General features: G+C 67.7%; 10 protein-coding genes. 4 read left to right on the top strand and 6 right to left on the bottom strand.

Translation table 11 applies throughout. From position 1 onward, the window contains the following. Positions 1-19: 19 nt before the first annotated feature. The gene (locus tag IEY73_RS33900) at positions 20-493 is read right to left on the bottom strand and encodes a hypothetical protein (RefSeq protein ID WP_229716288.1); all 474 of its coding nucleotides are present in this window, start codon (positions 491-493) and stop codon (positions 20-22) included. Between the two features lie 757 nt (positions 494-1,250). On the opposite strand from IEY73_RS33900, the gene IEY73_RS29800 reads away from it, so the two are divergent. The 3 genes from IEY73_RS29800 (at position 1,251) to IEY73_RS29790 (ending at position 6,474) form a co-directional block, all read left to right on the top strand. Beyond that, positions 1,251-2,456 (top strand): hypothetical protein, encoded by a 1,206-nt coding sequence (locus tag IEY73_RS29800; RefSeq protein ID WP_229716287.1) that lies wholly within the window; start codon positions 1,251-1,253, stop codon positions 2,454-2,456. Positions 2,457-2,677: 221 nt separating this feature from the next. Continuing rightward, positions 2,678-5,158 (top strand): Ig-like domain-containing protein, encoded by a 2,481-nt coding sequence (locus tag IEY73_RS29795; protein ID WP_189082678.1) that lies wholly within the window; start codon positions 2,678-2,680, stop codon positions 5,156-5,158. A gap of 77 nt (positions 5,159-5,235) precedes the next feature. After that, on the top strand, positions 5,236-6,474 hold the full coding sequence (locus IEY73_RS29790; protein ID WP_189082677.1) for a hypothetical protein: 1,239 nt from the start codon (positions 5,236-5,238) through the stop codon (positions 6,472-6,474). Positions 6,475-6,534: 60 nt separating this feature from the next. Here the strand turns inward: IEY73_RS29790 and IEY73_RS29785 are convergent, their stop codons facing one another. The 4 genes from IEY73_RS29785 to IEY73_RS29770 all read right to left on the bottom strand — a co-directional run bounded on the left by IEY73_RS29785 (position 6,535) and on the right by IEY73_RS29770 (position 11,970). Beyond that, a complete protein-coding gene (locus IEY73_RS29785; protein ID WP_189082676.1) occupies positions 6,535-7,863 on the bottom strand; it encodes a nucleotide sugar dehydrogenase in 1,329 nt (442 codons plus the stop codon). 68 nt (positions 7,864-7,931) lie between these two features. Next, positions 7,932-8,789, bottom strand: a complete 858-nt coding sequence (locus IEY73_RS29780; RefSeq protein WP_229716286.1) for a hypothetical protein — start codon at positions 8,787-8,789, stop codon at positions 7,932-7,934. Positions 8,790-8,813: 24 nt separating this feature from the next. Continuing rightward, positions 8,814-10,379 carry a polysaccharide deacetylase family protein gene (locus tag IEY73_RS29775; protein WP_189082675.1) on the bottom strand — a complete coding sequence of 522 codons (1,566 nt, stop codon included), beginning with the start codon at positions 10,377-10,379 and terminating at the stop codon, positions 8,814-8,816. Positions 10,380-10,470: 91 nt separating this feature from the next. Next, positions 10,471-11,970, bottom strand: a complete 1,500-nt coding sequence (locus IEY73_RS29770; RefSeq protein WP_189082674.1) for a glycosyltransferase family 2 protein — start codon at positions 11,968-11,970, stop codon at positions 10,471-10,473. A gap of 690 nt (positions 11,971-12,660) precedes the next feature. Here IEY73_RS29770 and IEY73_RS29765 point away from each other — a divergent pair. Beyond that, positions 12,661-12,960 (top strand): hypothetical protein, encoded by a 300-nt coding sequence (locus IEY73_RS29765; RefSeq protein ID WP_189082673.1) that lies wholly within the window; start codon positions 12,661-12,663, stop codon positions 12,958-12,960. A 675-nt stretch (positions 12,961-13,635) separates the two neighbouring features. Here IEY73_RS29765 and IEY73_RS29760 read toward each other — a convergent pair. Further along, entirely contained in the window at positions 13,636-14,067 is a 432-nt protein-coding gene (locus IEY73_RS29760; RefSeq protein WP_189082672.1) for a hypothetical protein, read from the bottom strand. Positions 14,068-14,285 lie beyond the last annotated feature (218 nt).

The following is a 14,285-nucleotide window of genomic DNA, read 5'->3' as shown; positions in this document are numbered from 1 at the left end:
CGGATGCCTCCCCGGCGAACTACCGTGCGCTGAGCTTGGCCACGACCGGAGCGAAGGTGTCGGCGAAGTCGGCGCCGATGACGAAGCAGGAGAAGCCGATCTCTTCCCGTCGCCGCTGAATCTCCTCGGCGGCGGCCGCCGGATCATCCGGGAGCGTGACCAGCGAGTCCGCCGCGCGAGCTGCGGCAGTGTCGGTGTCGGGAGGCGCCATGTGCGGCGCGACCCGGTCGCCGATGACCGACACGGCATTCGCGAGCTCGACGTCCCGGATGGTGCTCAGGTCGCGTGCCAGCCGCGTGACCTCGGCCCGGGACTCATCCGGCGCCTGCACGAAGGTGACCGTGTCGGCGACCTCGGCCGCCAGCGCCCGGGCCTTCGGACCGCGGACCGCCATCGCCACCGGCGTGTGCCGGTCGGGGCCGTCGAAATCTCGGAGCCGCCGCACGGTTTCGCGTATCCGGGCCAGCCGCTCGTGCGGCGGGGCGGCAGACATTCCCTTGTCGCGCAGCTCGTCGTCGATACCCGGCCGACCGGTGCCGATGCCCAGCTCGAATCCGTCCGTCGGTGAGCTGCGACAGCGAGTGCGCCTCCCACGCCGTCAGCCAGGCCGGGCGTAGCGGGGAGGCGTACACCCATGTGCCCACTCGCAAGCCGGTCAGGGCCGCGGCGGTGGCCAACGTGGGGCCCGGTGCCGGTTGCAGCAACGGGAAATCCGGCATCAGGAGCGTCGAGTACCCGCTGTCGTCGATGCGGCGCACCTGGGCCAGCCACGTCGGCAGGTCAGTTCTGAGCGGGGCAACGACCCCGAAGCGAAGCGGTCTCGTCATGCCTGGATCCCCTCTGCGGTCGGGCGAGATCATCTGCGCCCGCGGTCAAAGGTACGGACCACGGATCCCCTCCAGGATTATCGGTGTAGTGGGGATCGTCGACACGCTCCTGCGAACGCTCCGAACCTTGCCGACTTCGCGCGTGGTCAGCCGCGCGGCCAGACGGCAGGTGAGCGGAGATGACGTCGTTCACGCCACAGCCAACCGCCGCTGAACCAGCCGTGCACCGATTCGCTACCCGGCTGCTCTGCACCTTCACCAGACGATGCCGAATGTCGTCCGCTGCCCCGTCGATCTGGCAGCGGACGCCGTCGTGCCGGTACGGCGTGTCGCATAGCGGAGGAGCCGCGGGTGAAGAGCCTTGCTCGACGAATTATCGCCGGAGGTACCGCGTCGGTCACCGCCGTGGCCGTCGCAGCCGGTATGGTTGCGGCACCTGCCTGGTCGGCCGGTGCGGACGGCAACCCGGTGCACAACCCGTCGTTCGATGAGGGTTGGAAGGACAGCAAGCTGGTCTGCTGGAACGTCAGCCCGGAGGACTCGGCGAAGTTGACGGTGACCAAGAACGCGCACAGCGGCGCTTGGGCCGGCTATGCGGCGGGACGGCTTTCCGGCTCGTCGGAGCTGGTGTTGAGCAGTGATCGGACTGATGACTGCACGATCGACGTCGCTGCGGGGGGAAGCTACGCGCTGGACTTCTGGGAGCGGTCGACGCGTGGCGCCCGTCCGGTGGTGAACGCCTACTCGCAGTCGAAGGGCTGGTTCCGCTGGTTCACCGGGTCGACGATCGCCGCGTCCTCCGAGCTGCGCCGCTACGCCTTCGCGCTGCCCGTGGTCCCGTCCGGGGTCTCCCAGGTCAGCGTGGGAGTCGCGTTCCCGGGTGACGGTGTCGTGGTGCTCGACGACGTAAGCATGTCGAGGTTGGACCGGCTGGTATCGGAGTTCCGACCGGCGATCGGTTCGGACGGCCTGATCACCAACGAGTACGCGTACTGGAACCCGACGAAGTCCGATCGGGTGGAGTCGCCGGTCTGGGAGATGACAAGCGGCTCGCTGTTCGCACGCAACGGTGCCGGATACACGGGCAAGCTCGACGGTGACTCCCCCGACGCCTTGTCGCTGCGTCGCACGGGATCGGCCGTGTTCCGGCTGAACAGCCGCGACCACTCGTTCGGTGACGTCGCCGTGTCCATGGATCTCAACATCACCGGGATGACGACGACATCCCGAACCCCGGCGGTGGATTGGGACGGGGTGCACCTGTTCCTGCGCTACCAGTCGCAGTACGAGCTGTACTACGCGAGTGTCGCACGGCGCGACGGGCACGTGGTGTTGAAGAAGAAGTGCCTCGGCGGCCCGAGCAACGGAGGTTCCTACTACGCGCTGCCGGGCAGTGAGACGAGTGGGCGGGCGTTTCCGACGAAGTCGTGGCACCAGATAGGTGCCACGATCCGAACCAACGCCGACGGGTCGGTAACGATCACCCTGGTGCGTGATGGCAGGACCATCGCGAAGTCGACCGACACCGGAATCGGTTGCGCGCCGATCACGGCACCCGGGGCCACCGGCATCCGGGGCGACAACACGGAGTTCGATTTCCGGAACTTCGCGGTGACCAAACTCGGCTGAACAGACTTCCGGACAAAGGGCCGGGGAGCGCACGAGCGCTCCCCGGCTCTTCGTCGTCGGCGGGTGGAACAGGCCCCCCGATTGGTTCGACATCATGAGCGAAAGGGGCATCACCAGAACCAGGCCAATGAAGTTGATCATCGGCTAGGAAGTTCTGTTCGCTCCTTTCCGCGGCGCGTGCGGCGGGCGGGATGCACGGCTCGCGAAGGTTGCATACACGAATGAAACCGTTGCTCCATCTGCCTTTCGGCCGTAGGACACTACTCGCGGTCTCGGCCCTGCTGCTTCTCGGCGCCGCGTCGATCGTGCCGTCATGGCGGGGTGAGGCCGCAGCCGAGGAGGAGGTCGTCGCCGAACGGTCCCCGGTGACGGTGTCCTTGACATATGACGACGGCACCGCCGACCAGCTCGCGGCCGCGCAGATCATGGAACGGCACGGCATGCGCGGTACGTTCTACATCAACTCCAGTCGGCTGGGTGCGTCGGGTCGACTGGACCTCGCGGAGGTGGAGGCACTCCAGGATCAGGGCCACGAGATCGGCGGCCACACCGTCACGCATGCCGACCTGCCGACCCTGAGCCCCAACGAGCAGGCGCGGCAGATCTGCGACGACCGGGTCTCGCTGCTGAACAAGGGCCTTCGGGTCACGAACTTCGCCTATCCGTACGGCGACGAGAACGCCGCTGTGCAACAGGTGGTCGCCGATTGCGGATACAACTCGGGACGCGTGGTGGGTGGAGTCATCTCCGCAGGCAGCTGTGCGGATTGCCCGCCTTCCGAGCAGATGCCGCCCGGCAACCCGTATGCGGTCCGCACCCCGGACTCGGTGAAGCCGACCACGAACCTGGAGGACATGGAGAACTGGGTTCTCCAGGCCGAGCAGGAGGGAGGTGGCTGGGTCGTCATCGTCATGCACCGTGTGTGCGACGACTGCGACCCGTACGCCGTGACACCGCAGAAACTAGAGAACTTCCTGACCTGGTTGGAGCCGCGGGCTGCCGACGGCACCGTGGTGCGCACCATCGACCAGGTGATCGGTGGCACGGTTCAGCCGGGGGTGGATGGCCCGGCCCCGGCGTCCCGGGGTGAGATGTCCGAGCTGCTGCGCAACACGTCGATGGAGACCGACCTCAACACCGACGGTGTGCCGGACTGCTGGCAGCGCGGCGGCTACGGCGAGAACACCTGGTACTGGACCGACCAGCCGGAGGCGCACACCGGTGGCGGCGCGATGGAGGTGGTCGTCTCCACACTGGGTCGCGGAGACCGGCGCATCCTTTCGCCGCAGGATCTCGGTGCGTGCGCACCGCGGGCCGTGGTCGGACACACCTACGATGTGACCGCCTGGTACCAGGCGTCCGGCTCGGTCCGGATGGTGGCTTATTACCGCAATCCGAACAGCCGATGGGTCTACCTCTCCCAGTCGCCTCCGTTGGCGGAGACGACGGAGTGGCGCGAGGCGACCTGGACGACGCCGGCGATGCCGGCGGGTGCCTCGGCTCTGTCGGTGGGGCTGTCGCTCCGCTCGGACGGCCTGGTGGCCGGTGACGACTTCTCGGTCATGGACAGCGACCAGGTGGATCCGCAGGCGGCGTTGACGTCTCCCGTGGACGGCTCGCGGGTGCGAGGCACCACCACGTTCACCGCGGAGGCGTCGGATGCCTCCGGCGTGGGCCGGGTCGAGTTCGTCGTCGACGGTGAGATCGCCTGCACCGACACCGCCGCGCCGTACACCTGCGACTACGACTCGGAGGCCAAGCCGGACAGCGTCATCGCGGTGACCGCACGAGCCGTCGACACCGCCGGCAACATCGGCCTGTCCGAGGGACGCACGTTCACCGTTTCCAACAGCGTGCCGCTGGACCAGAGCGCGCCGACGGTGGCCCTCACCGCGCCGGTCGACGGCGCGACCGTCTCACAGATGGTGACGTTGAGCGCGGAGGCCTCCGACAACGACGCGGTCAGCCGAGTGTTGTTCTACGTCGGCGACGACCTGATCGGTGCGGCCAAATCCGCGCCGTACACGCTCGAATGGGACAGCTCCACGCTCCCGGACGGTGCCGTGGGCGTGCAGGCCAAGGCCCTGGACCTGTCCGGCAACCTCGGAGCGAGCACCGTGCACACGGTTACGGTGAGCAACTACTCCCTGGACACCACGCCACCGACGACGACAGCGACGTGTGATGGACAGGCGTGCGCCGGCGGATGGCACAACCGGCCGGTCAAGATCGCACTGTCGTCCGCCGACGCCGAGTCCGGTGTGGACAAGACCGTCTATACCCTGGACGGCACGGCTCCCACCCAGGCACACGGAACGGTGTACACCGCGCCTTTCGATGTGGAGGGGACGGCGACGGTCACCTTCCGCGCGTGGGACCATGCCGACAATCTGGAGGAGACACACCAGTTCACCCAGCAGGTGGACCTGGTGCCGCCGACCGCGCGTTTGAGTGAACCGGAACCTGAGGCGCATGTCACCAACCCGGTGTATCTGCGAGCCGATGTCGACGACGCGAACGGCATCTCGCGCGTTTACTTCTTCGTGGACGACACCTATCTGGGAAGCCGCACCATCACGCCCTACCGGTGGAAGTGGGACACCAGCGGGTTCGAAGCCGGTTCGCACACCGTGCGGATCGTCACCGAGGACGTAGCGGGCAACCGGACGAGTTCCGCGTCGGTGCCCATCGTCACCGGCTGACCAATCAACGACGAGAGGGTTCCGGCCGACGCTGGAACCCTCTCGTGCTTGTTTCCATGAGTTAGGAACTGCTCCTGATGCGCGTCAAGAAGCGTGTGGCGGTCCCGATGCTGGCATCGGTCCTCACCACGCTGATCACCATCCCGGCGGTCGCCGACACCACGCCGCCGAACCAATCATTCGAGCAGGGCTGGGAGAACGCCAAGCTGAAATGCTGGAGTGTCGGCGGAACCGGTGACGCCCGGTTCACCGTCACCGGCCGAGGTCACAGCGGGTGGGCTGCATACGTCGAAGGTCACGGCCCCGACGGTGAACGTCTCAAGCTCACCAGCGACCAGACCCCGGAATGCGCCATCGCCGTCACCGCCGGCAAGACCTACAGCCTGAGCTTCTGGTCATGGGCCTCGGACAACACCGAACCCGTCGTGTACGCGTTCACACCGGGTCGGGGATGGCGGCACTGGTACTGGGGCGCGAAGATCCCCGGTGGGCCACTGGCCCGGCACTCGATGACATTGCCGCCGATCCGGGACGGCGTCACCCTGGTCAGCGTGGGCCTGGCGTTCGGCGCGACGACAACGGTGGTGCTCGACGACGTCGCGCTGAGCCCACCGGCCGGCGAGTCGCTGTTCGCACCGTCGTTCTCGCGCCTCGACGGCCTGGTCACCAACGAGTTCGCCTACTGGTCTCCGACGAACCCGACCCGGCGTGACTCCACCGACTGGGAGATGACAAGCGGCTCGTTGTTCTCCCGGTCCGGCAACGGGTACACCGGTCGCATCGACAGCATCCAAGCAGACTCGACGTCCGTGAACGGCACCAATTCGGCCATCTTCCGGCTCACGACACGCGATCACAGCTTCACCGATGTCGCGGTGCGGATGAACCTCGACGTGCACCGGTTCACCTCGACGTCGCGGACGCCACGCCGGGATTGGGACGGCGTGCATCTGTTCCTTCGCTACAAGAGCCAGTACGAGCTCTACTACGCAAGTGTGGCCCGGCGCGACGGCAAGGTGCTGATCAAGAAGAAGTGCCGGGGCGGATCGGCAAACGGCGGCTCGTATTACCCGGTCAGCGCCGAGGTGCGCGACCAGCGAGTAGCCCCCGACCAATGGACACGGGTGGGCGCCTCCATCCGGGACAACGCCGACGGCAGCGTGACGATCACCTTGGACCGCGGCGGCCGGACGCTTGCGACAGCAACGGACCGCGGCATCGGGTGCGCCCCGCTGCGCGGCGCCGGCGCGCTCGGCATCCGTGGAGACAACACCGAGTTCGAGTTCAACACGTTCCGGGTGACGTCGCTCGGCTGACATTCAGTAGGTGCGCCCAGGGCCGCCGCGATCACTCCGCGCTGGCCCTGGGCGGCCGTTTCAGAGAACGTGACGATGCTTGAGGTCGTGCAGCCGGAAGGTCGCGTCCAGAACCACCGGCGCGCGCTCCAGCCAGGCGATGTCAGCTCCCCGGTGCAGGGTGTGCACCAGGACCAGATCCCACTCCGTGGCCTCGGGCGCCGGGTCGGCGGTCAGCTCGCCGTCGGCGGTGTCGATGAGGTCGATGTGCGGATCGGCGTACGAGACGGTCGCGCCTGCCGCGCGCAGCCGGTCGATGATCTCCAGCGCGGGCGACTCGCGGACGTCTGCCACGTCCGGCTTGTAGGCCACGCCCAGGACGAGGACCTTCGCACCGGCCAACATCGTGCCGGTGGTGGACAGCACCTCACCGCAACGCCGAACCACGTTCCCCGGTCGGCTCGCGACGCGTTCCATGGCGGTCTCGATGAGCGGGGCGTGCACCCGGTCGGCACGCAGCTGCCAGAGCAGGTAGTGCGGGTCACACGGAATGCAGTGGCCGCCAACTCCGGGCCCGGGATGGAACGGCATGAAGCCGTACGGCTTGGTGGCCGCGGCCGCGATGACCTCGACGATGTCGACGCCCAGTCCCCTGCTGATGTCAGCGAACTCGTTGGCGAGGCTGATGTTCACCGCGCGGAACGTGTTCTCGTACAGCTTCGTCATCTCGGCCGCCTCGACGCTGCTGACCGGGTGGACGTAGCCCGCGCAGGCGGCGAGAAGTTCGGTCGCGTGCGCCACGCACTGCTCGGTGACCCCGCCGACCACCCGCGGGCAGTCCGCCTGGGCGTGATCCGCCACGCCGGGATCGATGCGCTCGGGGGCGAACACGACAAAGATGTCTGATCCGGCTTCGAGCCCGCGGCGGCGCAGCGGCTCCACCAGGAAGTCACGCGTGCAGCCGACATAGGTGGTGGACGTCAGGATCAGAGTCTGGCCGGAGACGGTGTGCGCGACGACATCAACGCAGGCCGCGGCGAGAGGCTTCAGGTCGGGCAGCAGGTGGTGGTCGATCGGGGTCGGCACGCAGACCAGCACGGTGGCGGCCTCGGCCAGCCGGGCGGTGTCGGTCGTCATCTGAAAGGCGTGCTCGTCGTCGAGGGCACCGGCCAGCCGGTCGTTGTCACTGGGCAGCAGGTCCGCTCGTCCGGCGCGGATGTCGTCGAGCCGCCGGCAACTGATCTCCAGGCCGAGCACGCTCTTGCCCGCCTTGTGCAGGGCGAGGGCGGTCGGCAGGCCGACATATCCCAGGCCCACCACCGCGACGTCATAGCGGAAGGTGGGCTCCCCGGTACGCGCGGCAGGGATGCCAGGCGCGGTGACGCTGTTCAGAGAAGGGTTGTTGGTCATCACGGTGAGACAACGGATCAGTCCGGCGTTCCGATATCAGGTTTATCGTCCAAATTAGGTCGTCTTTCTCATGAGTCGATCGGCTCGGCGATGAAGTCGGCGAAGTGGAATTCGGCGTTGTCACCACGAAGACCGACCCCACCCGGTCCCGCCAAGCGCCGAGGAGAGGCATCGGTAGCCGAGAGGACCTGCTGCCCGTCGACGCGTACGACGAATCGGGTGGAGCCGTCCTCCGCATCCCGCACTCGCGCCTCGACGTTCAGCCACTCGTGCCGCAGCGGCAGCTCCGCACCGGCCAGTTCTTGATAGCTGCCGCCGTTGGACGGCCCGCCTGGGATCTTGCGTTTGATGGCCACCGTACCGTCGCGCCGCTGCAGGCTGACCACGTACAGCTCCTGCGGGCTGCGGTAACGCAGGAACAGGTGCAGCCCGTCATAGTCCTGCTCCGGTGTGCGGGCGGTGCTCACCAGGCTGTCGATCCGCACGCGCAGCCGGACCCGTACATCGGCGAAGTCACGCCTGCGGCTCACCGCACGGAACACAGCCGAGTCGTTCGCCTGCCCCGACAGTGCGTCCGGCTGACCGTCATCGGGACGGCCGCTGTACCCCATGCCGTCGTCGGCAAACAGCGAACCGCTGGTCAGTACCCAGTCATCGGATCGGCGCACACCGGGGACGTCCGGGTGCCGTTCCAGCAATTCGTTGGTGATCAGCCCCGAGTCGCCGAACGACGGCTGGAACGGATGCGGCCGGCTCCACCAAGCGACTTGGGCGGTGACCGCGACGGTGGCGACCGCTACCAGAATCGTCCACTGCCGCCAGCTCAGTCGCGGGGATGCGCCCTCCCCGGCCAGCAGCACGCCGCTCGCCGGTCCGGACCACCATTGCCGGATCTCGCCCACGACCGCCGCCGCCCGCGCTTTCACGTATCCCTCACCCGTTCCTAGCCGCTACACCCTCGACTTCAGGGTCAACGACGTAAACCGGGGCGGCGAAGCGTCCGGATCACGGCGTAGGGCCACCACCACACCGCCGCACGAGCGGGCCCCGGCCCCGTCCGGCACGTTCCCCACCGACACCCCGTCCACCTGCACCTCCGTACTTGTGGCACCGACGTCTACCCGCAGCCGGTGCCGCCGAGCACCGGCCGGCCGCGCCGCCACCACCACCCCCGTGTGGTCCACCACCTGCACGCTTCCGTAGGCCACCCGGATCACGACCGGGGCGACACCGCCCCACCGCACCGTCACGTTCGCGTTGTTGCCACGCGGGGACAGCCCCGTCACCGACGCGGTGAGCCGGTAGCCGCACCAGTCCGCGGAGGCGTACGGCGCGTACGCGGCCTCGGCGTACGTCCGTTTCGGAGCCGGCGTCCCGTCGGTGAGGTCGGCGACACTGACGCGGCGCTCCTTCCACGGGTCGAACCACCGCTGCCGATCCCCCAACGGATTCAGGCCGGCCGGGCTCACCGCGGTCCACGACCGCACCTGCCGCACGAGGTCCTCCGGAGTCGTGTCCCGGAAGACCTCGATGCGCTGGATGCGGCCTCCCGCGGTGGATCGCCGGCTGGTCGGCGCAGGCAGCGCCGACACGTTTGTGAAGGTTCCGGCGTACGTGCGGGCCAGCAGCGACGCCGTCACGCGCACCGTGGCCCGGTCGCGGGCCGAACCGGCGTCGGAGAAGGGGTAGGCGAACAGCAATGGCTTCGGCAACGCCTGCTTCCGGAAGTCCCGCAGTTGGGCTGCGATGTCCGTCGCCACCCGTGCGCGGTGCTCAGCGTCGGTTTCCGGCCGGGATCCGTCCGCCGTCCATGCCCGGCCGGTCAGCATCGACGCAGGCACACGTTCCGGGCCGGTTGGTCCGCGGCGGTGCAGGTCGTGGGTGTGTGCCTGGAAGTCCCACCGCCCGGAGGAAGCCATGGTCCGCACCTCCAGCCAGGTCAGGTAGTACGGCTGGTGCCGACCGACCCGGCCGCTGATCAGATAGGAGGCTCCGTGTGCGGCCTGCCGCCGCAGGACCGGATCGGCATAGCGGTACAGACCCGCGGTCCCGTCGTCGAATGTCAGATAGACCGACCGCGGCCCGGGCCGGTCTCCCTGCAGGTAGTTCGCATATTGACGGGAGGTGAGCGTGCGGTATCCGGCCGCACGCAGCGCCATCAACTGGCGTTCGAAAAGGCCCGGCGAGACCACGTACCTGTCGGTCGAGCCCGGGTGGATGTCGTGATAGGACAGCACGACCGGCGGCGCCTCGGCCGGCAGTCCCGCCCCCATGTCACGCCATGCCGCAGCCGCCGCCGGGTCCACCGGCGGCGGCTGGGGAGAAAGCACCTGATCCGGCAGTCGGTCGCGGTTCAACAGGTACAGTGCGGCACCCACCGGCACCACGACTATCACCACCGCCAGCATCCACAGGCCGGCCCGCATCGACCAGCCCGCCACCCGCTGAGCGCGGGTCAACCCGGCGCCTGCCCGCCGCCCTTCCGTGCTGGTGTTCCTCCCCAGGTCCCAGGTCACGGAAGAACCGCGCCCCGGCTCAACACCATCAGATAGATGAAGACCACGACGGCCGCCGCCACGGCACCGGACAGGAGCCGGACCGCCCGCCTCATCGGGCACCCCGCGACCACACGCCACGCCGGATCGTCAGCAGCGAATAGGGCAGCAGCCAGGCAAGCAACAGCGACGAGATCAGGCTCATGAACGGCCGGTACCGCCAGCGTAGCGAGGACCGGTTGTCCAGCTTGAAGGCGATCCCCCAAGCCGTGCCCTTGAGCAGGATACCGCACAGGTAGAGCAGCGTCAGGAACCACAACCCGTTCAGCGGCGCCCACACCAGATGGCGCACCGCCATGACCGGTGCCAGCACCACCCACAGGGCGTGCCCGTAGTACAGCAGCGCCGGGCCGACACCGCGCCGCCACATGTACCGGCCGGTGAAGAACAGGTTCCGGATGAAACTCTTCTTCCAGCGCACCTGCTGCTTGAAGAACGGGCGGGTGGCCGCCGGCACCGTCGTCCACACCTTCGCCGACTCGACGTATCCCACCCGCCAGCGACGTTCGGGATGGTCCTCGCCTGTCACGAACGGCGAACCGGCATGCTGGTCCTTGAGCTGCCGCCCGGTCCATTTCTGGCAGAGCACATATCCGGTGAGCTGCCGGTCGGTCGCGAAACGGAACTCCCCGCCCAGGAAGCGGTCGCCCGCCCAGGCCGGCAGATAGTTGTAGATCGCCTCCCGCCGGAACACCGCGAGCGGTCCGGACACACACGTGACGGTGCCGAACACCGCCTCGGCCGCCTTCGCCACCCGGAACTGACCCTCGTACCAGACGTCCTGGGTCCGGGTGAAGAACGATTCGTCCGCGTTCGACGCCCGCGCATGTCCGCTCACGGCGCCCAGTTCAGGATGCCGGACCAGCGCTTCCACGCACCGACCCAGCGCATCCGGAGCCAGGTAGCAGTCGGAGTCGGAGAACGCCAGAATGTCGCCCGTCGCCCGGCGGGCTCCCAGGACCAGCGCGTTCTTCTTGCCGACGTTCTTCTCCAACGACAGCGCGACGATGCCGAGTTCGTCGGTGAGACGAGCGAGGATCTCCGTGGTTCCGTCCGTGGACCCGTCGTCGATGACGATGACCTCGAGGTTGTCGTAGTCGCTGTCGACGATGGACCTGACGCAGGTCTCGATCTCGTCGACCTCGTCCTTCACCGCCACCAGGAAACTCACGCGGGGGTTCGCCGTCAGTGGTGGAAACTCCGACAGGTCCTTCGGTCGGCGGGTCAGCGTCCCCTCCGACGGATCCTCATAGTGCACGTACGCCACGTACAGCAGCAGCACTGTGACGAAGAGGACCAGGAAGCCGTATCCCGCAATCAGCGGGGCGTGCCACACGTTCGGTGCCTGCCGGGCCAGGATGAGGATCAGCGGCAGCAGGCACAACAGGGTCAGGAACCGGCGTACGCCTCGGCGAACCCGATGGTCCACCACTTTGGGCTGCCGGTCCGCCCGGCGCCGTCCCGGCGGCGTGCCGTGAGCCGGACGGCGCGATCGCGGGATCTCGGGCAACGTGATGGTCGACGGTCGCAGGCCGAAGTCGGGGGCACCCATGGGGACAGGCGGCGGACTCTCCTCATCGGTCCGGATCGTCGTCGTGGCGCGGTAAAGGGTCACGGGGGTCATCTCCAGTTCACACGGCGCCCAACGCCGGTCGATGATCAGCACTCACTCCAGGCACTCAAACGAGTACTCACCGGCAAAAGTTTTGGGTTAATGCGAATGCCGCGAATCATTGTGAAAACCGTGATCCAGGTAACTCGGACATGAACGCGAAGAGTCACTGCCACAGTCGCGGTTGCGCGCCCCGCCCACCCCTCGTGACCAGGGACGCAAGGCTCTGCCGACCTTTGAAGTTTCAGTCCCCCACCAGCCCGCTTGATCGAATGGTCATTGCCTCTTGGCAAAGTTTCGAATCTTCGTCATCCGAACGACATTTCGCAATGGTGTGATCGCCGCGGTTCGCGAACCCGTGCTCGACAAGCACTGCCATCGCCGGCCCCGCCCCAGCCGTCATCCGAGGTGAGGCTCCTCGGAGGCATCGAGGTACCGGTCGAGTCGCATCCGCATCGACCGGTCCATCGGCAGGCGCGCCATCTCGTCCGGCCGCACCCAGCACCCCTCGGTCGACTCCTCACTCGGCGCGACAACTCCAGCTACCGGCCGGGCCATAAACCACCGAGATCCCCTGCCGCTGCCGGGTCGCCCGCCTCAGCTCGCGTTCATCAAATTCTGCACGAGGTCATGGCAGAGGTGCGGGCCAACTTCGACCTGCGATTCCGTGTTGCCGACGACAGCGAGGTGAGCCGGGCGCGATCATTCGCGCAGGACCGTATCGATGCTCTCCTTCTGCAAACCCTGCCACTACGCGATGCGGGCCTGCTCGGCAAGGCATCCCAGACCGAAAGCCGGTCGTGGAGCGTCTTCAACACGGTGATGGCCGCCGCGTTAATCCTCCCTATGCTCGGCCTTAAAGTCCTTACCGGCGCGCACTGGGGCCGGATCACGGTCGCCGCCTTCTTTTCTTCTCCTTACTCGGCCTGACGGCGCTCGCCATCTCTGCTCGCCAGGCGCCCGGTGCTATCAGCTCCGTGATCTGGCGCATCGCCGCTGGCCGGCCTTCTGGAGCGCCCAACTGCTCAACCGATCCCGGCCGCTGCATCCGCTGCGCAGCGTCGCGCTCGTGCTCTTCGTCGCCGGCTCGTTGATCGACTTGATTACATAGCAAGATCCGCAACGATCTCATCTCAAGCAGATGCGTGCACGCATCGGCCACGCGCACGGGGTCATCAAGTGGGTGCGGACAAAGGCGACCGATGCTGCGGCACTACAGCGGAGCGAGCCATCACGACTCGCCCCGCTGTAGCGAAACCGCTGAGCGACTTGTGCTCCGGTCTGGGACACAGGCATGCGCTGCGGCCTTGGCAACGTCCTCGGAGGGCGTCGGTGCGCCTGATCCTTATCTGCCCGACGGATCGCCCTTGATACGGGGCTACGGCAGCCGCGTGCGGGCCGAGACGGGGCAGGGGTTGTGGTCGCGGACCCGGGCAGCAGGCTCCGGCAGGAGACCAACGGGTGGACCTTGCAGGCGCTCGATCACCGGCGCCGGACACGGTGACAGCGCATCTCGGTAACCAGGCTCGACAGTCAGGCCCTGCATCGCTGTCACCTGCTCCCAACGCGGCAGAACCGGGATCGGTGGTAAGTCCGTCGGGCTGCCTACTGCGGGTCGGGTGTGCCGTTGGGCCAGAGGCAGGGTGAGTTGCCGCTGAGGGTGAAGTCGTGGTGGTCGCCGCGGTCGTAGGCGGCTATCGAGAGGCGGTAACCGTCGGTGGTTTCCACCCGGTAGGTGGGGATGGTGTCGGCGCGCCGGTCGTCGATGGGGCGGTAGTGCTGTTGCTGCCAGTAGGCGACCAGGCCGGACTTGACTTGATCGGTGGTCCAGGCCGCCCCGTCGGGGGCGACGATCTGGTAGCGCTTCTCGACGAAGACGCGGCCGGCGGGGCCGTTGTCGGTGGGATCGTCGCACGGGGTGTTATCGCCGCCGTCGTTGAACTTCAGGCTGGCACCGGCCGGCAGGGCGGTGGCCGCCTGGTGCACGAGCTCGTCCACCGTGCTGGCGGCTTGGGCCGGGGTTTCGGTCGGTTGCAAGGCTTGCTCCTTCGTGCAGCCGGCGAGTGTCAGGGCCAGGAGGAGGGCTGCGGTGAGGACATGGCGTCGGGCATTCATTTCACTGCTTCCAGATGTCCTGTGACGATCAGGGCGATGTTCTGGCGGGCGATGTTGTCCGGTTCCCAGTATGCGGAGTGGGTGGCGGCTTCGTTGTCGGGGTTGCCGGGGGCGCTGGTGAAGACGTGGGCGCCGAAGTC

Origin of the sequence: Mangrovihabitans endophyticus, assembly GCF_014646155.1 — a bacterium.
GTDB lineage: Bacteria > Actinomycetota > Actinomycetes > Mycobacteriales > Micromonosporaceae > Actinoplanes > Actinoplanes endophyticus.
This window is presented reverse-complemented; position numbering and strand designations above follow the sequence as displayed.

Coding starts and splice junctions, on each gene's coding strand:
- IEY73_RS29790 (WP_189082677.1), top strand. CDS start 5,236: ATGCGCGTCAAGAAGCGTGTGGCGGTCCCGATGCTGGCATCGGTCCTC.
- IEY73_RS33900 (WP_229716288.1), bottom strand. CDS start 493: ATGTCTGCCGCCCCGCCGCACGAGCGGCTGGCCCGGATACGCGAAACC.
- IEY73_RS29795 (WP_189082678.1), top strand. CDS start 2,678: ATGAAACCGTTGCTCCATCTGCCTTTCGGCCGTAGGACACTACTCGCG.
- IEY73_RS29800 (WP_229716287.1), top strand. CDS start 1,251: ATGGTTGCGGCACCTGCCTGGTCGGCCGGTGCGGACGGCAACCCGGTG.
- IEY73_RS29765 (WP_189082673.1), top strand. CDS start 12,661: ATGGCAGAGGTGCGGGCCAACTTCGACCTGCGATTCCGTGTTGCCGAC.
- IEY73_RS29770 (WP_189082674.1), bottom strand. CDS start 11,970: ATGGGTGCCCCCGACTTCGGCCTGCGACCGTCGACCATCACGTTGCCC.
- IEY73_RS29785 (WP_189082676.1), bottom strand. CDS start 7,863: ATGACCAACAACCCTTCTCTGAACAGCGTCACCGCGCCTGGCATCCCT.